Raw genomic sequence first — 15,617 nt, forward strand, 5'->3', positions numbered from 1 at the left:
TCAACTCTTCACGCGTTTGTGAAGGAATGAGGCGCGCATGGGGGACTCGAAACTGTCAATCCTGCGCGACGCGCGCCGTGCGACGAAGAGTGGGCCTGGGACGATCGAACGCCTGCAAACGCGACGCCTCCAGGAGATGGTGGCTTATGCGCGCGCGCATTCATCCGTCTACCGCACGCTCTATCGCGACTTGCCGGATCGGGTTGATGATCTCAAGCAACTGCCGGTCACCGACAAGAAGACGCTGATGAGCCAGTTCAACGCGTGGGTGGCGGACCCCGCGATCACGATCGACGCGCTGCGCAGCTTCGTCGACGATCCTAAGCGTGCCGGCGAGCCGTTCTTGGGCCGGTACACGATAGCGACGACGTCCGGAACGACCGGTGCGCGCGGCATTTTCGTACTTGATGAGCGCAGCATGGCTGTGACCAACGTGATGGCGCTGCGCATGCTCTCGACCTGGCTTGGCTTCGGCGATGTGATACGCATTCTCGCCGGCGGCGTTCGCATGGCCATGGTGATGGCGGGCAGCGGGCACTCGGCGTCTGCGGTTGCTGCCGCGAAGCTGCGCAAGGCCGGCGGCTGGCGCGCGAACCGGCTCAAAGTCGTTTCAGCTGACACGCCCATGCCGCAAATCGTTGCCGCGCTCAATGAATTCCAGCCGGTGGTGGTGGCGCCTTATGCGAGTATGGCGGCGATGCTCGCTGATGAGCAGGAAGCCGGACGCCTGCGCATCAAGCCCGTCTTGCTAGCGCTTGCAGCGGAAGGTTTGCCCGAGGCGCAATACGGACGCATCGCCAGGGTTTTTGGCGCCCATGTCGGCAACAGCTATGCCGCGACCGAATGTCCGTACTTAAGCCACACCTGCGAGGAGGGCTGGCTGCATGTCAATTCGGACTGGGTGTGTTTTGAGCCGGTCGATGAAAACTTCGCGCCGGTCCCGCGGGGCCAGGCGTCGCACACGGTCCTGATCAGCAATCTCGCCAACAGGACGCAGCCCGTCCTTCGCTACGACCTAGGCGACAGCGTCGTGGAGCGGCCAGATCGCTGTCCGTGCGGCAGCCCGTTTCCGGCGATCAAGGTGCAGGGCCGTTCGGCGGATGTGATGAGTTTTCCGGGAACGCACGGCGGCAAGCGCGCGATCCCGCCGCTTGCTTTCAGCCTCTTGCTCGACGGTATCCCGGGCATCGAAATGTTCCAGATCGTCCAGAGCGACCCGACGCGTTTGCGGGTGCGGTTCGTGAGCGAGCCCGGTGTTGATTCAAATCGCATCTGGCGAAGCATCGAAGAGGGACTCGCAGGGCTGCTGTCGAGGCACGGCCTCGCGGACGTGAGCGTCGAACGCGGCGCGGAGCCGCCCGAAAAAACGCAGGGCGGCAAATACCGCCGACTTATTCCATTCAGCTACAAGTGAGGCCGACATGCCGGAGATTGACACCATTCGCTACCGAGTCACGGGCATGGATTGCACGTCCTGCGCTGCCAAGATCGAATCCGCCGCGCGCGCTCACAAGGTGGATGATGTGCGCGTATCGATCGCGTCAGGACAAATGACGCTGCGCCTTGATCAGGACGCGACGTCCTTGCCGGAGGTCGAGAAGGCGATCACCGGCCTTGGCTACAAGTTGACCCGCATCGACGAGGACGATGACGACGACGAGATCCCCGATCTGTCCCATGTTACGCCCGCCTATAAGCGTGCGCTGTGGCTCGTCGTTCTCCTGAACTGCGGCTACGGCGTGATTGAAATCATTGGCGGGTTCATCGCCGGATCGCAAGCGCTGAAAGCGGACGCGCTCGACTTCCTGGGCGACGGCCTGATCTCGTTTCTGGGTCTCATCGCAATCGGGTGGGGGTTGGCAGCGCGCGCCAAGGCGGCGCTGTTGCAAGGCATCTTCCTCGGCCTGCTCGGACTTGGCGTCCTGGTCATGACCGCCTACCGCGTGCTCGTGTTGCATCAGCCTGAAGCCGAACTGATGGGCATCCTTGGATTGATCGCGCTTGGCGTAAACGTCGCCGCAGCGGTGATCCTGCTGCCGCATCGCCATGGTGACGCCAATATGAAGGCGGTGTGGCTCTTCAGCCGTAACGACGCGATCGGCAATCTTGCCGTGGTGATCGCTGCCGGCCTCGTCGCGTGGACGCAAACGCCGTGGCCCGATCTGGTCGTTGCCGTCATCATCGCGGGTCTATTCTTGCAATCGTCCTTCGCGATTATCCGCGATGCGCGCGGCGACTTGCGGACGGCCGGAAAGCCCCCTGTGAGTGGCAATTAAACGGAGTTTGGCTTGTGAGTTTGCCTGAGCTGTCCGCGATCGGGCTCGCGACCGCGTTCGCGGCGGGCGCGGTCTCGTTTCTGTCACCCTGTGTGCTGCCGCTCGTGCCCGGGTACGTGTCGTTCGTTGCTGGCCGGACCGTCAACGACGGCGAAAGCGCGAAGCCGCTGCGCACGCTGTGGCTCAGCCTGTGTTTCGTGCTTGGCTTCACGACAATCTTCGTCATCCTGGGCGCGGGTGCCAACGCTCTGAACATGTTGCTCGCGCCGTTTCGCTATCAGGTGACGTTGCTGAGCGGCGCGCTGATCGTCCTGTTCGGCATTTTCACGCTCGATCTGTGGCGCCCGCAATGGTCGCAGCGCGAGTTGCGCGTTCATGCGACGCCGCAAGGGGCGGGATCGGCGCCTGCCTATCTGCTTGGCATGGCGTTCGCCTTCGGTTGGACGCCATGCATCGGGCCGGTGCTTGGCGCGATCCTCTCGCTCGCCGCTTCGTCCTCGTCACGCGGGACCGACGGGATGGTGTTGCTGGCCGTGTATTCCCTGGGCCTTGGCCTGCCGTTCATCCTTGCGGCCCTGTTTCTGGGCGGGTTCGTCTCGCGCATGGGCAAGCTGCGCGTTGCCGGCCGCGTGCTCCGCTATGTCGCCGGTGGCGTGATGATCGCAATGGGCATCGCCATGATGACCGGCCATCTGACCGACATCGCGTTCTGGTTTCTGGAGACGTTTCCCGCGCTCGGCCAGATCGGCTGACGGATCTGCTTCCGGCGGCACGCAGCGAGATCACTTCGTAGGGAGAGGAACTAGCAAGACGCATGCGGTGGAAGGGCCGGTTCAGCCGCCGTTCGCAGTCTTGTTCAGAAGTGCGCAGCCGACACGATTCGAACGTGTGACCTCCACCTTCGGAGAGTGGCGCTCTATCCAGCCGAGCTATGGGTGCATCCCTTGCTTACGCAGTGTTTACGCAAACCTGTTGCAGTGTGAAGCGGCGGTAGACAAAGTCCTTGAACTTCCACCGTATTTCACACTCCGTTTTCGCACACGAGCCTTCGGAGGGGCAATGATCAGCCACGACACTCGACCGATCACGACAAAGATATCTCCCCAAATCGTGGAGATCAAGCACGGTATGTTTAAGCGGCACTTTCCGTTCGATGCGTATGCAATGTCTCCGGCTTCAGATGCGTGTACCGCCGGAGCATCTTCCAATCCTTGTGACCCGTAACGAGTGCGACCTGCTCAATGGAGAATCCAGCTTCAAAAAGCCGGCTGGTGCCTTCGTGGCGAAGATCGTGAAAATGAAGATCGTCGATTTTCAGATCTTTGCATTGACGCCGAAACGCTGTGCCAACGGATCGTCCATTGTAGGGGAAAATCCGGCCCTCCCGAATGTTCGAGTATCGGCCCTGCTCCTCGATAATCTTACAGGCGTCGTAACCCGACACGTCGAGCAGCGGAATCTTTTGGTTGTTGCCAGTCTTTCTCCGTGGATCCTTGCGATCGCGAATGAGGAGCATTCGTGACTCCACATCAAAGTCCTTCCACTCGACACGGACGATTTCGTCTTGTCGCATGGCCGTCGCGACCGCGAATCGAACAATGCGACCAACTGGGATTTGCTGCCGCTCGTTCGCTTCAAGAGACGCAATGATACGATCAAGTTCGTCTTGCGTGGGACGTCGATCTCGCTCATTGCCTTTACCAACCAGACCGAGCCGTCCAAGTGCAATTCGGGCGAGATTGATAGGCTCAACCGGGGCCGAAATGCCGTGAACGGCGGCGGCATGCGAAAAGATTGTTTTGATGTAACCCAAATCCATTCCGACGGTGACAGGGCCGGCCCCTTCGGCTGCTCGCTCTTTGCCAAACTTGATCAGCCGTTCACGATCGAGTTCTCCGATGCGGAGATGACCCAGCCGTTCGTCGAGAAAATTCAGACTGGCATCCTTTGACCGACCGAACTTCTTGCCGACCTCCTCGAGGTCCGCGCGGTGAAGCGCAATGAGGTCACCGACCAGCTTGGCGTCTCGGGACCGGGTGGTGGCAGGTTCCTGGCGGTCGATCCGCCGCTCGATGTCGAGTGCCCACTCCTCGGCGTCCTTTCGGCGCCGGAAGGTCTCGTTGACATATTTCCCCTTGCGCCGAATTTGGGCGCGCCACGAACCCGACTTTAATCTGCTAAAGGTAGCCACGGCGTGTGCGCTCCGTGTGCACTGAGACGTCGAAAACCCGGAAAAAGCGTCGTATGACGTCGCAAAATTGAGTGCACACGACGAGCCCTAACGATCTGAATGTACTGAAAAAATGCAGCCAAATCAACTACATAGATTTGCCGTGGCGCCTATGATGGATTGGACGGACCGGCATTGCCGGTACTTCCACCGTCTGTTGACGCGGCATGCGCTGCTCTACACCGAGATGATCACCACGGGTGCGATCTTGCACGGCGATCGCCAGCGGCTGCTGCGGTTCGATCCGGCGGAACATCCTGTGGCGCTGCAACTCGGCGGCTCGAACCCGGCCGATCTGGCGCAAAGTGCGCGGATTGCGGAAGACTTCGGCTACGACGAGATCAACCTGAATGTCGGCTGTCCCTCCGACCGTGTGCAGGAAGGTCGTTTCGGTGCCTGTCTGATGGCGGAGCCGGTGCTGGTCGGCGAATGCGTGGCAGCGATGAAGGCGGCTGTCAGGATCCCGGTGACCGTGAAATGCCGCATCGGCATCGATGAACAGGACCCGGAAGAAGCGCTCGAGACGCTGACCCGCGCGGTCAAAGTTGCCGGTGTCGATGCCCTGATCGTGCATGCCCGGAAGGCGTGGCTGGCGGGTCTTTCACCGAAGGAAAACCGTGACATTCCTCCCTTGGATTACGAACGCGTTTATCGCCTCAAGAAGACGCACCCCGAACCGCCAATTTCAATCAACGGAGGCGTCAGTTCGGTCGAGGCGGCGCATGCTCACCTTCAATTCGTCGATGGCGTGATGATGGGCAGGGCGGCCTATCAGGAGCCATGGCGGCTCCTGGCCGTCGATCCGGTGTTGTTCGGCACCGATGCGACTTTCCGCAGTCCCAAGCAGGCGCTTGAGGCGTTTTTTCCGTATATCGAGCGTGAGCTGGCGCACGGCACGCGCCTACATGCGATGACACGCCATATCCTCGGCCTGTTTCATGCGGTACCGGGCGCGCGGGCTTTCCGTCGCCATATCGCAATCCATGCAGTGAAACCCGGCGCGGACATAGGTGTCCTGCGCGACGCGATGGGCCTTGTGATGGACTCGCCCGCCCAGATGACGCACACCGCTGCTGCCTGACGCCGCTCTCTTCAGAGCTGGTTTCCCGGAGACAGAGATAATGCTCGGCATTCCCGCCGGCGAGCTGACCTTGCTCGCGATGGCCATTGTGATCGGCGGTGTGTTGACCGGCCTTCTCGCCGGATTGTTCGGTGTTGGCGGCGGCGCCATCATCGTGCCGGTGCTCTATGAGATTTTCCGTGTCATGGGCGTTGCCGATGACATCCGCATGCAGCTTTGTGTGGGCACCTCGCTCGCCATCATTATTCCGACCTCCATACGGTCCTTTGCTGCGCATCGTTCGCGAGGCAACCTGCCGATCGACATCCTGAAAACATGGATCGTGCCGATCATTGTCGGAGTCGTTATCGGTGGCTTTCTGGCTGCGACGGCACCGTCTTCGCTCTTTAAAAGCGCCTTTGTCGTCATGGCTTTTATGTTGAGCGCGAAATTTCTCTTCCCAACGAGTAAGTGGCGGCTGGGCAATGCGCTGCCCGGATTGCCGCTGATGTGGCTTTATGGAATTTTCATTGGGTTTTATTCAGCGCTCATGGGCGTTGGGGGCGGAGCGGTAGCAACCGTGATCATGACACTCTATGGGCAGCCCATTCATGCGGCGGTGGGAATATCAGCCGGTATCGGTGTCATTATCTCGTTGGTTGGAACGGTTGGCTTCATTATTGCGGGTCTGCCGCATCAAGATCTGATGCCGCCGCTGTCTCTTGGCTATGTATCTTTGATCGGCTTTGCTCTGATGAGTCCGGTCAGCGCTTTTGTCGCTCCCTATGGCGCAACCATTGCGCACCGGTTGTCCCGGCGCAAACTGGAAATCGCTTTTGGCGTTTTCCTGCTCCTGGTGGGTATGCGTTTTATCGTGAGCCTGACCTGAGCTGGTCCCGTCCCCCGTCAGGGATAGCCGCGCATGATGAGCTTGTCGCCGCGGACTTCCCAGCTCTCCAGCCGATTCAGGAAGCTCATGCCGAGCAGACTCGTTCGCAATTGTCCAGGCTGTGCGATGAGGGCAGGGACGGAGCGCTCAATCAATCCACCGACACCGATGCGGTCAAGTGTAACCGAGGCCGCCCGTGTGCGGCCATTCGCCGTGTCGACGGTCACATTGTAATTGAGCACTTCGAGCGGCAGTCCCGCCGCCTTGGCTGCTTCCTGCGTCAACACAACAGCACTCGCGCCGGTGTCGAGCACCATCGGAATGGTGCCACCATTCACCTGCGTCAAGACGTTGAACTCACCGACGCGCCCGCGCGCGATCTCCACGATGCGGCCGGCTGTTGCCGCGCGGCCGGGTACAAGCTCGGCCATCAGCCGGTCGTAGACCGTGCGCAATTCGAATCGGTACGTGTAGCCGAGTGCCAGCACCAATCCGAGCACCAGCCAGAACACCATCGCCTGCAACGCTTTGGCGAAACGCTCGCGAAAAATCACCAACACGCTGCCGCCGAGAAATACGAGAAAGGCAATCTTGACCGTCAGTGAGGCGAAATCGTTGGTGGTCAAGCTTCCAATTGTTCCCTGTTCATGACGCACGAACAGGATGACCAGTGACAGTCCAAGTCCGATCAACAGGAGCCAAAGCATTCGGCTACGCAAGTGGCTAATCCTCAGGATGCGCCGCTGCGCGTGGCTCTGTCCGCAGCCGCGATTCGGTCCGGCAACAATGCCATGATGCGGCGGCGTTCGCTGTCGGACATTGTGCCCCAGCTAGAAATTTCCTCGATCGTGCGGCCGCAGCCGCGGCACAGCTTCGAGCCCGGTTCAAGCGCACAGATTTTCCGGCACGGAGTTTCGATGGATGCCATGTTCCAATTGGCTCGTCCTTCGCACGACAGGCGAACAAGGACAATTCTATTCTAGCCGTTGCGGCCCGCAACCGAGGACCTGCGGCGTCCATTACGCTCTTCTACAGGGTGGGCCGGTTCTTTTGGCTGCAACGTTGGCGAGGGTTCCGAGAGTGGCGCCAAGGCCGCCATGACGCGTTCCGGTGGTAATGCGATGATGACTTCAGTACCGACGCGCAGTTTGGATTTCAATGTGAATGTGCCGCCGTGCAGGTCAACGAGGCTCTTGGCGATTGGCAGGCCCAGACCCGCGCCTTGCTCTGCCGATTTGATCGCGTTCGAGCCCTGACCGAACGACGCGAGCACGACCGGGATCTCATCCTCCGGGATGCCGGGGCCGGTATCCTTGACGCTGAAATACTGTCCGCCGGATGCGGTCCACCCGACCTTGACCCAGATCTCGCCGCCTTGCGGCGTGAACTTGATCGCATTCGACAGCAGATTAAGAGCGATTTGACGCAAAGCTCGTTCATCGGCCCACACGCGCGGCAGATCCGGCTCGAAATTCTCGTGAATTGTGATCAGCCGGTTTTTGGCGCGCAGCTTTACAAGGTGATGGCAGTCTTCCACCACGCCGATCAGCGAAACCGCTTCCTCATTGAGTTCGTAGCGGCCAGCCTCGATGCGCGAGAGGTCGAGGATTTCGTTGATCAAGCCGAGCAGATGCTGGCCCGAGTCGTGAATGTCGTTCGAATAGTCCTTGTAGGCCGGTACGGTATGCGCACCGAAAATCTCGTTCTTCATGACCTCGGAAAAGCCGAGAATGGCATTAAGGGGTGTGCGCAGTTCGTGACTCATCTGCGCAAGAAAACGCGATTTGGAAATGTTGGCTGCTTCCGCGCGATGGCGCGCCTCGTCGGAAATGATTTTGGCCTGTTCAAGTTCGCCGATCAGCATGTCCTTTTCAGCACGCGCTTGCAGTGTTTGAAGGGCGGACGAATACAGGCGATGGGCAAGCAAGAGGAAGTAGCCTTCGGCGGTGACGGCCATCGCGGCGAGGATATATTCGTACAAACTGCCCTTGAGCGCGAAATTCAAGGCGACGGCACACGTCACCGGCAGCGTCGCTGCGAAGACGGCGATGGGGACGCTGAACGCGAGCATGCTCGAGACGGCGACCACCAGCAGCATCACGAACAGCATGAACGTGCCGGTATTTTCGACCACGCCGATCGGCTGCACCAGATTGAACATCCAGGCGAGGCCGAAGAGGAGGTCGAGCGTAACGAAGCGCAGGCGCCACGACTTGATGTTGACCTCGACCTCGGGTGTGGCGAGGAACTGGCGGCATTTCGTGACGATGATGGCGTGAATGATCAGGACGCAGACTGTCCAGATCGCTGCCGTCGTAGGGCCTGTCCAAAGACCGGAAAGGAAACCGACAGTGATGACCAGCAGCAACACGACGAGCGAGGCGGACAGCCGGTTCTGTGCGAACATGCGCATCAGTTCATAGTCGAAAGCGGGACGGGTGCCGGTGGTCGAGGTCAGCCGATCGCGGGCATCGCGGACACGCTGCGTCGCAACGCGGCGCCGCTTCGCGGCAGCCTCCTCGCGTTGGTCGCTCGCAGTGCTGGTTGTCATTCGCGTGTCCTGAAAATTCCTGCGTCCCGAAGCCGAAATTCGTCTAACCCCACAGCACGTTGTGCGCGAATTTCGGCTTCAAGGGACAATCGTAAGGTATTGATCCAGTGCGGTTTGGTTCGGAAATTCCCTCGATGGCCTCCCGGAGTGACAATGAAGGGAATTTCTGAACCACCACAGGTCAAATTCGCGCAAAAACCTTAAGGGCAACCTTAATAGAGCCCTTAAAACCACAGGTAAAAGAGGAGTGCCGATGAAGCTCTATGATGGCGGGCGCGCTCCCAATCCGCGTCGAGTCCGGGTTTTCCTGAAGGAAAAGGGCATCGAGATCCCGATCGAGCAGGTCGACCTTGGGGCCATGCAGCATAAATCCGAACGCTACACCGCCCTCAATCCGCTCCAGCGGGTGCCGGCGCTCGAATTGGATGACGGGACGATCATTACTGAATCCATTGCCATCTGCCGGTATTTCGAGGCGCTGCGTCCCGAGCCGGCCCTGTTTGGACGCAGCCCCATCGAATTTGCCACGATCGAGATGTGGCAGCGGCGCATCGAATTACATCTTATGCTCGGGATCGCCCAGATTTTCCGGCACCTCCATCCCGGAATGAAGGAATTCGAAGTCCCTCAGGTGGCGGCCTGGGGCGAAGCCAACAAGCCGCGGGTGCTGGATTTCCTTGCTTTGCTCGATCGCGAACTGGCCGGTAGGCGTTTTGCGGCAGGAGATACCTATTCCGTAGCCGACATCACCGGGCTGGTCGCAGTGGACTTCCTCCGGGCGGCCAAGCTGCCACTGCCAGCGGAATTGAACCATGTCATCCGCTGGCATGGTGAGCTTTCCGCTCGGCCTAGCGCATCGGCCTGAACCGGTTAACCGGTTGAAAGGACTACTTTTCTGATGAAGCCGCTGGCCCATTGGCCGAGGCATGCCCCGGCACGGACATCAAGCTCTCGTTATCTGGGTGAACCGCCGACAGTGGGGCTGCGACGAACCTTCAAGGCAAAGGGCTTTGCCTATGGAGGACATCATGTTTCGGAAGGGGTTTGCTTCATTCGTCGTCGCTGCCGCCGCAACCGCCGTCCTCTGGACCGGTTCCGCCAGCGCCCAAGTCCGCACCGCCGCTCTGGAGAACGGCGTGCCCGCTCTGACTGCCGCCACCAACGAAAACCGCATCGCGCTGGTGATCGGCAATTCCGCTTACAAAAATAACAAGCCGTTGAACAATCCGGCCAATGACGCCCAGGCAGTTTCGCAATTGCTGAACACTGCCGGCTTTGAAGTCGTGATGGCATTCGATCTGAATCGCGACGTGATGAAACAGACGGTCGCGGAATTCGCCGCGCGGATTAATGAGAAGGGGCCGAACACCGTTGCGATGGTCTACTACGCCGGTCACGGCCTGCAGGTCGACGGCGAGAATTATCTTGTCCCGGTCGATGCGAAATTCGAAAGCGAAACCGATCTCGTCGAGAACGGCGTGAAACTCGCCGATGTCATGTCGGCGCTGGAAGCCGTGCCGAGCAAGGCGCGCATCGTCATTCTCGATGCTTGCCGCAACAATCCTTTCACAGCGTCCGGCGATGCCGGCGGCAAAGGCCTTGCTATCGTCGATGCGCCGGCTGGTTCGATCGTTGCTTACTCGACAGCGCCCGGCACGGAGGCATTCGACGGTCTTGGGCGGCACAGCCCGTATGCGGCTGCCTTCATGCGCACGGTGAAGCAGCCGAACATGCCGATCGAGCAAGTCTTCAAAAAGGTCCGCGTGCTCGTTCACGAATCCACCGACAGCAAGCAGACACCGTGGGAAAGCTCCTCGCTGACCAGCGACTTCGTGTTCTTTACGAATGCCGTCAATGGTGGTGGAGCAGCGCCTGTTCCTGCGCAAGCGCCGGTGAAGCTGGCATTGGCCGATCTCGGCTCGCGCCCCGTTAACGTTGCTTATGAGGCTGTGGTCGCCGAAGATTCAATTGAATACTACGAAGAATTCGTTCGGCTCTATCCAACAGATCCGCTCTGCGATCGTATCCGCCGCTTGCTGTCACGTCGTCAACAGATGATCGCCTGGCAGAACGTGACGCATCGCAACTCGCCCGATGCTTATGCGAGCTTTGTGTCCCGGTTTAGCGACAGTGATCTGGTTCGCGCTGCCCGTCGCTTGCAGGAACGTCCGCGCCTCGTGAACATCGCGTTTCCCAAGCGTGATGAAGGCCGCTTCGGTGACGGGCGGTTCGGCAATGGCGGCATCAAGATCGGCAATTTGGGCAACAACCGCCCGATCATCGACTTCCCCCGCGGCAATGGTGGCCGTCCGGTGATCGGCTTTCCGCGGAATAGTAACGGCGGTCGTCCGGTCGTTAATCCGCAGGTCGGCAACGGTGGCAATAATGGTGGTCGACCGGTCATTGGCTTCCCGCAGAACGGCCAGAACGGCAGCCGTCCGTTCCCGAACGGCAACACCGGTATCAACGGCTCTGGCCAGCCCAATGCCAATAACTCCGGCGGTCGTGTGATCCCGTTTCCGAATGGTAATACCGGCATCAATGGTTCGGGCCGGCCCAATGCTAACAACTCTGGCAATCGCGTGATCCCATTCCCGCAGAATGGGAATCGTCCAGGACAGGTTGCGAAGCTGCCGCAGAATGGAAACCTTGGCATCAACCCAAGTGCCGGCCGTCCAATCACTAATCGGCAGCAGATCGGCAACCAGGGTATCAATCCGAATGCCGGTCGCCCGATCTTCAACCGGCCGCAGATCGGTAATCAGAGGATCAGCCCGAATATCGGTCGTGCCACGATCTTGCCGCGTCCGTCCTTCCAGCCGCGCGTTGCCAGCGGTGGCAACTTCGGTGGCAGCAATCGCTTCGTCAGTAATGGTGGAGGAGGTGGCGGTCGCTTTGGTGGCGGGTTCGGCGGCCGTCGTTAACAGCAACGCGCACTCCACCTCGGCTGCTGCTAGCAACCGGTTTCGGTTTTATGGCGCTGAGCGCGTTCGGAAGCCTCAGCACAAACGTTTCAGGAGCAATTGCTTACGGCGTCTCGATCTTGTTCTCGTTCATGAGCGGATTGATCCCGGTCGTCATTTTCGACAATGTCCCTCGATTTGCTCCGCACTCCGATCTGAATGGTGCAACAATTGGTTTTGGAATGCAGGGCAACAATATCGGCCTGCTGGTCGGTCCTGTTGCCGCTGGTGCCATCACTGCAGCACACGGATGGTCTGCCGTTCCGCCACTGATAGCATTGATATGCCTTGGCGCGATCGCGTTGGCCGTCCGCATGTTTTCAGACCACGTCGCCGGCCGAAACTAGCGTTCCAGCAGCGCGATTAGGCTCGATGTGTCCCAACGCTTGCCGCCCATCGATTGCACTTCGGAATAAAACTGATCGACGAGGGCCGTGACCGGTAGATGCGCACCGTTGCGTCTGGCTTCCGACAGGCAGATGCCAAGGTCCTTCCGCATCCAGTCGACCGCGAAACCGAAATCAAATTTGCCTTCGGTCATGGTCTTATAGCGGTTTTCCATCTGCCAGGATTGCGCCGCGCCTTTTGAGATGGTGGCGATCAGCTTTTCGATGTCGAGACCGGCCTTCGTCGCGAAATGCAGACCTTCGGACAAGCCTTGGACGACACCGGCAATGCAGATCTGGTTGACCATCTTCGCGAGCTGACCTGCCCCTGGCGCGCCCAGCAGATTGCAGGCGCGTGCATAGGCGCCGATGACCGCCTCCGCGCGCGCGAAAACATCGGCATCGCCACCGCACATCACTGTCAGCGCACCATTCTCCGCGCCGGCCTGCCCGCCGGACACGGGTGCGTCGATCACGTCAACGCCGCGGTCCTTGCCGGCCTTGTACAGGTCGCGCGCAATCTCGGCGGAAGCGGTGGTGTGATCGACGAAGAGGGCGCCCTTTTTCATGCCGGAAAAGGCGCCGTCGGGACCGAGTGTCACCTGACGTAGGTCGTCGTCATTGCCGACGCAGCACATGACGAAATCCTGCCCGTCGGCCGCCAGTTTGGGTGTTGGCGCACTTTTGCCGCCGAACTGCGCAACCCATTTGTCGGCTTTTGCCGCGGTGCGATTGTAGACAGTGACGTCGTGGCCCCCCTTGGTCCTCAAATGTCCTGCCATCGGGTAACCCATCACGCCCAGGCCCAGAAACGCCACTTTCGCCATCGATTCCCTCCCGTTTCCCGTCTTTCCGGCGGCCATTCCGTTTGAATCGGCGCCAATGTGACGGCTTGTGCGCGCCCGTCAACCCGCCCTATCTATGCTCGTAGAAGATCTCTTGTACGCTCGGAGAAGCGGGAAGGAAGTGCGTGTTGGCCCCGACGAAAGAACAGATCCTCGCGCGTCTGGCCGCCATCGCGGCCCCGGACGGCCGTAAAGTCACCGAAACCGGCGCGGTTTCGGACATCGTGATCACTGATGGCAAGGTGTTCTTTTCCGTCAGTGTCGATGCAGCGGCGGTCAAGGCCTGGGAGCCGGTGCGCAAGCAGGTGGAGGAGGCGGTGCGATCGGTGCCGGGTGTCGTATCGGCGATGATCGCCCTGACCGCGGAGCGCGCCGGGGGCAAAAGCGCGCCAGCGCCAGCGGCTCCCCCGCCGCCGACCCACGGCCATGCCCATGCCCAGCCGCAAGGTCCCGCCGGTGTCCCCGGCGTGAAATCCATTATCGCCGTTGCGTCGGGAAAGGGCGGGGTCGGCAAGTCGACGACCGCGATCAATCTCGCTTTGGCCCTGCGCGATCTCGGTCTGAAAGTCGGCGTGCTCGACGCCGATATCTATGGGCCATCGCTGCCGAAGCTGCTGGCAATCCGCGAGAAGCCGGAGACGATCGGCGGCAAACGCCTGAAACCTATCAGTCGTTACGGCCTCAACGTCATGTCCATCGGCTTTTTAATCGACGAAGAAACCCCGATGATCTGGCGCGGACCGATGGTGATGTCGGCGCTGACGCAGATGCTCCGCGAAGTCGAATGGGGCGATCTCGACGTCATGGTGGTCGACATGCCCCCCGGCACCGGTGACGCGCAACTGACGATGGCGCAACAGGTTCCGCTGGCCGGTTCAATCATTGTCTCAACGCCGCAGGATCTCGCCTTGATCGATGCCCGCCGCGGCGTCGCCATGTTCAAGCGCGTGAACGTGCCGATCCTCGGTGTCATCGAAAACATGAGCTACTTCCTCTGCCCGGAATGCGGCACGCGGTCCGACATCTTCGGTCATGGCGGCGCGCGGCACGAAGCAGAACGGCTGAACGTTCCCTTCCTCGGCGAAGTGCCGCTCGACATGACCATCCGCGAGACGTCGGATGCCGGCCTGCCGGTGGTCGCGACGCAGCCGGACGGACCGCATGCCAAAGTCTATCGCGCGATTGCCGAACGGGTGCGCGATTCGCTGGCCGGCCCCGGCGCCGGACGCGCCGCACCGAAGATCGTCATTGAGGCATAGCGCCGCATGACCGAAATCGCAGCGGCGCCAGACGCATCCAAGCCCGGCGCATCCAAGCTCGCCTTGCGGCCGGCCTATTTCGTCATGGCGGCCGGCGCGTTCGCTGCGATGTTCGCCGCCATCCTCGGCCCCAGCCTCTGGTTTCTGACATGGGTCCACATCATGTTCGGTGTGTTGTGGACCGGCATCGATCTGTTTCTTGGTTTTATCATCGGCCCGATCATCCGGCGGCTGCCATTCGAAATGCGCAAGGCGATGATCGGCGCGCTGATCCCGCGCACCATGGTGCTGATGCCGACGCTCGCGATCATCACCGGCACAGCGGGTTATTATCTCGCGCAGCGCATGGGCTACATGGATCTCGGCTATCCCGAATTCTATTGGGTCGCGGCCGCGCTCGCGATCCTTGCCGTGCTGACAGTGCAGGGGCTCGGCATTCTCACGCCGATCAACATTCTAGTTTTTCTGGAAATGCAAAAGGCGCAGCCTGACGGTGAGAAGATCGGGCGCTGGATAAAGACTTATGTTCGCGTCGTCGCGATCCAGGGCACGATGCAGGTGGTGATGATCGTCATCATGGCGCGCTTCGGCAGCGGCCTGTAGCGTTGCCATTCGCTTCGATGTTCTTCCGATCATCGGACGTTTGCCGACAACGCATCATCTCATCGCAAGCGCATGCTGATGTGCGATCTGCTGTCAGCAATCGAATACCTTGTCTGCGCCGTAGCGATGATCGATGCAACGCATCAAGATTCCACACGCTGCTTCTGTAAAGTAAATTAACTTGCACATCATTTCAATGCCGGCGTGCGCGTGGTGTGGTGACAGGACTATCTCAAGACCATCTCCGGCAGCTTTTTTGTTTTGACGCGTTTTCTCACGCCAACCGGCACCACTTCGCATGAGCACGCCTAATCAGAGAATCCTGAGTTGTTCAATCGAAACGTATCCAGGTCAGCAATCACCGCCGGCGGCAACCGTCCGGACATAAATATTGCCATCGCATCTTTCGCAGCCGCTTCATCGTAATTGTAGACTTTTAGAAAATAGCGATAGACGCCGGCAAAGGTGGGCTCCGAGCGGTCCGGCTCCGATCTGACTTTTTCAACCAAGATCGTGAGGAAGTCTGACATGCCCGCTAGAACGGCGCTGGCTATC

Annotated in this window: 16 protein-coding genes and 1 tRNA gene; 10 read left to right on the forward strand and 7 right to left on the reverse strand. The window is 60.0% G+C overall.

The window, feature by feature from the left end; all coding sequences use genetic code 11:
- The first annotated feature begins 37 nt into the window (after positions 1-37).
- From CAK95_RS19755 to CAK95_RS19765, 3 genes are read left to right on the forward strand one after another with little or no spacing between them, the layout of a single operon-like run.
- Positions 38-1,414, forward strand: coding sequence for a phenylacetate--CoA ligase family protein (locus CAK95_RS19755; RefSeq protein ID WP_086089472.1), 1,377 nt, complete (start codon positions 38-40; stop codon positions 1,412-1,414).
- Positions 1,415-1,421: 7 nt separating this feature from the next.
- Positions 1,422-2,276 carry a cation efflux transmembrane domain-containing protein gene (locus tag CAK95_RS19760; protein ID WP_086089473.1) on the forward strand — a complete coding sequence of 285 codons (855 nt, stop codon included), beginning with the start codon at positions 1,422-1,424 and terminating at the stop codon, positions 2,274-2,276.
- 20 nt (positions 2,277-2,296) lie between these two features.
- Positions 2,297-3,028 carry a cytochrome c biogenesis CcdA family protein gene (locus tag CAK95_RS19765; RefSeq protein WP_086091529.1) on the forward strand — a complete coding sequence of 244 codons (732 nt, stop codon included), beginning with the start codon at positions 2,297-2,299 and terminating at the stop codon, positions 3,026-3,028.
- Positions 3,029-3,141: 113 nt separating this feature from the next.
- On the opposite strand, the gene CAK95_RS19770 is transcribed toward CAK95_RS19765, so the two are convergent.
- Both CAK95_RS19770 and CAK95_RS19775 read right to left on the reverse strand, forming a co-directional pair.
- A tRNA-Arg gene (locus CAK95_RS19770) sits at positions 3,142-3,215 on the reverse strand.
- A 193-nt stretch (positions 3,216-3,408) separates the two neighbouring features.
- The gene (locus CAK95_RS19775; protein ID WP_086089474.1) at positions 3,409-4,467 is read right to left on the reverse strand and encodes a site-specific integrase; all 1,059 of its coding nucleotides are present in this window, start codon (positions 4,465-4,467) and stop codon (positions 3,409-3,411) included.
- 112 nt (positions 4,468-4,579) lie between these two features.
- Between CAK95_RS19775 and dusA the strand changes: the two genes are divergently transcribed.
- Positions 4,580-5,587 (forward strand): tRNA dihydrouridine(20/20a) synthase DusA, encoded by a 1,008-nt coding sequence (gene dusA, locus CAK95_RS19780; protein ID WP_086089475.1) that lies wholly within the window; start codon positions 4,580-4,582, stop codon positions 5,585-5,587.
- Between the two features lie 79 nt (positions 5,588-5,666).
- Positions 5,667-6,455, forward strand: a complete 789-nt coding sequence (locus CAK95_RS19785; protein WP_245303465.1) for a sulfite exporter TauE/SafE family protein — start codon at positions 5,667-5,669, stop codon at positions 6,453-6,455.
- A gap of 17 nt (positions 6,456-6,472) precedes the next feature.
- On the opposite strand, the gene CAK95_RS30040 is transcribed toward CAK95_RS19785, so the two are convergent.
- The 3 genes from CAK95_RS30040 to CAK95_RS19800 all read right to left on the reverse strand — a co-directional run bounded on the left by CAK95_RS30040 (position 6,473) and on the right by CAK95_RS19800 (position 9,006).
- A complete protein-coding gene (locus tag CAK95_RS30040; RefSeq protein ID WP_425349710.1) occupies positions 6,473-6,970 on the reverse strand; it encodes a TIGR02281 family clan AA aspartic protease in 498 nt (165 codons plus the stop codon).
- A gap of 215 nt (positions 6,971-7,185) precedes the next feature.
- Positions 7,186-7,383 carry a DUF1289 domain-containing protein gene (locus CAK95_RS19795; protein ID WP_425349620.1) on the reverse strand — a complete coding sequence of 66 codons (198 nt, stop codon included), beginning with the start codon at positions 7,381-7,383 and terminating at the stop codon, positions 7,186-7,188.
- Between the two features lie 51 nt (positions 7,384-7,434).
- A complete protein-coding gene (locus CAK95_RS19800; RefSeq protein WP_086089478.1) occupies positions 7,435-9,006 on the reverse strand; it encodes a sensor histidine kinase in 1,572 nt (523 codons plus the stop codon).
- Between the two features lie 253 nt (positions 9,007-9,259).
- Here CAK95_RS19800 and CAK95_RS19805 point away from each other — a divergent pair, with 253 nt between their 5' ends.
- From CAK95_RS19805 to CAK95_RS19815, 3 genes are all read left to right on the forward strand, one after another.
- Positions 9,260-9,871, forward strand: a complete 612-nt coding sequence (locus CAK95_RS19805; RefSeq protein WP_086089479.1) for a glutathione S-transferase family protein — start codon at positions 9,260-9,262, stop codon at positions 9,869-9,871.
- Between the two features lie 151 nt (positions 9,872-10,022).
- Positions 10,023-11,930: a caspase family protein gene (locus CAK95_RS19810; protein WP_483434309.1), complete on the forward strand. Its 1,908-nt coding sequence runs from the start codon at positions 10,023-10,025 to the stop codon at positions 11,928-11,930.
- A gap of 50 nt (positions 11,931-11,980) precedes the next feature.
- Positions 11,981-12,316: a hypothetical protein gene (locus CAK95_RS19815; RefSeq protein WP_086089481.1), complete on the forward strand. Its 336-nt coding sequence runs from the start codon at positions 11,981-11,983 to the stop codon at positions 12,314-12,316.
- Here the strand turns inward: CAK95_RS19815 and CAK95_RS19820 are convergent.
- Positions 12,313-13,182 carry an NAD(P)-dependent oxidoreductase gene (locus CAK95_RS19820; protein ID WP_086089482.1) on the reverse strand — a complete coding sequence of 290 codons (870 nt, stop codon included), beginning with the start codon at positions 13,180-13,182 and terminating at the stop codon, positions 12,313-12,315. The genes CAK95_RS19815 and CAK95_RS19820 overlap by 4 nt on opposite strands.
- A 146-nt stretch (positions 13,183-13,328) precedes the next feature.
- Between CAK95_RS19820 and CAK95_RS19825 the strand changes: the two genes are divergently transcribed.
- Together CAK95_RS19825 and CAK95_RS19830 are read left to right on the forward strand one after the other, a co-directional pair.
- Positions 13,329-14,459: an Mrp/NBP35 family ATP-binding protein gene (locus CAK95_RS19825; protein ID WP_086091531.1), complete on the forward strand. Its 1,131-nt coding sequence runs from the start codon at positions 13,329-13,331 to the stop codon at positions 14,457-14,459.
- 6 nt (positions 14,460-14,465) lie between these two features.
- The gene (locus tag CAK95_RS19830; RefSeq protein ID WP_086089483.1) at positions 14,466-15,062 is read left to right on the forward strand and encodes a hypothetical protein; all 597 of its coding nucleotides are present in this window, start codon (positions 14,466-14,468) and stop codon (positions 15,060-15,062) included.
- 308 nt (positions 15,063-15,370) lie between these two features.
- On the opposite strand, the gene CAK95_RS19835 is transcribed toward CAK95_RS19830, so the two are convergent.
- A complete protein-coding gene (locus tag CAK95_RS19835; protein ID WP_086089484.1) occupies positions 15,371-15,592 on the reverse strand; it encodes a hypothetical protein in 222 nt (73 codons plus the stop codon).
- Positions 15,593-15,617 lie beyond the last annotated feature (25 nt).

Origin of the sequence: Pseudorhodoplanes sinuspersici, from assembly GCF_002119765.1 — a bacterium.
Taxonomy (GTDB): Bacteria; Pseudomonadota; Alphaproteobacteria; order Rhizobiales; family Xanthobacteraceae; genus Pseudorhodoplanes; species Pseudorhodoplanes sinuspersici.

Coding starts and splice junctions, on each gene's coding strand:
- CAK95_RS19830 (WP_086089483.1), top strand. CDS start 14,466: ATGACCGAAATCGCAGCGGCGCCAGACGCATCCAAGCCCGGCGCATCC.
- CAK95_RS19785 (WP_245303465.1), top strand. CDS start 5,667: ATGGCCATTGTGATCGGCGGTGTGTTGACCGGCCTTCTCGCCGGATTG.
- CAK95_RS19795 (WP_425349620.1), bottom strand. CDS start 7,383: ATGGCATCCATCGAAACTCCGTGCCGGAAAATCTGTGCGCTTGAACCG.
- CAK95_RS30040 (WP_425349710.1), bottom strand. CDS start 6,970: ATGGTGTTCTGGCTGGTGCTCGGATTGGTGCTGGCACTCGGCTACACG.
- CAK95_RS19755 (WP_086089472.1), top strand. CDS start 38: ATGGGGGACTCGAAACTGTCAATCCTGCGCGACGCGCGCCGTGCGACG.
- CAK95_RS19815 (WP_086089481.1), top strand. CDS start 11,981: ATGGCGCTGAGCGCGTTCGGAAGCCTCAGCACAAACGTTTCAGGAGCA.
- CAK95_RS19805 (WP_086089479.1), top strand. CDS start 9,260: ATGAAGCTCTATGATGGCGGGCGCGCTCCCAATCCGCGTCGAGTCCGG.
- CAK95_RS19810 (WP_483434309.1), top strand. CDS start 10,023: ATGGAGGACATCATGTTTCGGAAGGGGTTTGCTTCATTCGTCGTCGCT.
- CAK95_RS19820 (WP_086089482.1), bottom strand. CDS start 13,182: ATGGCGAAAGTGGCGTTTCTGGGCCTGGGCGTGATGGGTTACCCGATG.
- CAK95_RS19800 (WP_086089478.1), bottom strand. CDS start 9,006: ATGACAACCAGCACTGCGAGCGACCAACGCGAGGAGGCTGCCGCGAAG.
- CAK95_RS19760 (WP_086089473.1), top strand. CDS start 1,422: ATGCCGGAGATTGACACCATTCGCTACCGAGTCACGGGCATGGATTGC.
- dusA (WP_086089475.1), top strand. CDS start 4,580: ATGCAGCCAAATCAACTACATAGATTTGCCGTGGCGCCTATGATGGAT.
- CAK95_RS19835 (WP_086089484.1), bottom strand. CDS start 15,592: ATGTCAGACTTCCTCACGATCTTGGTTGAAAAAGTCAGATCGGAGCCG.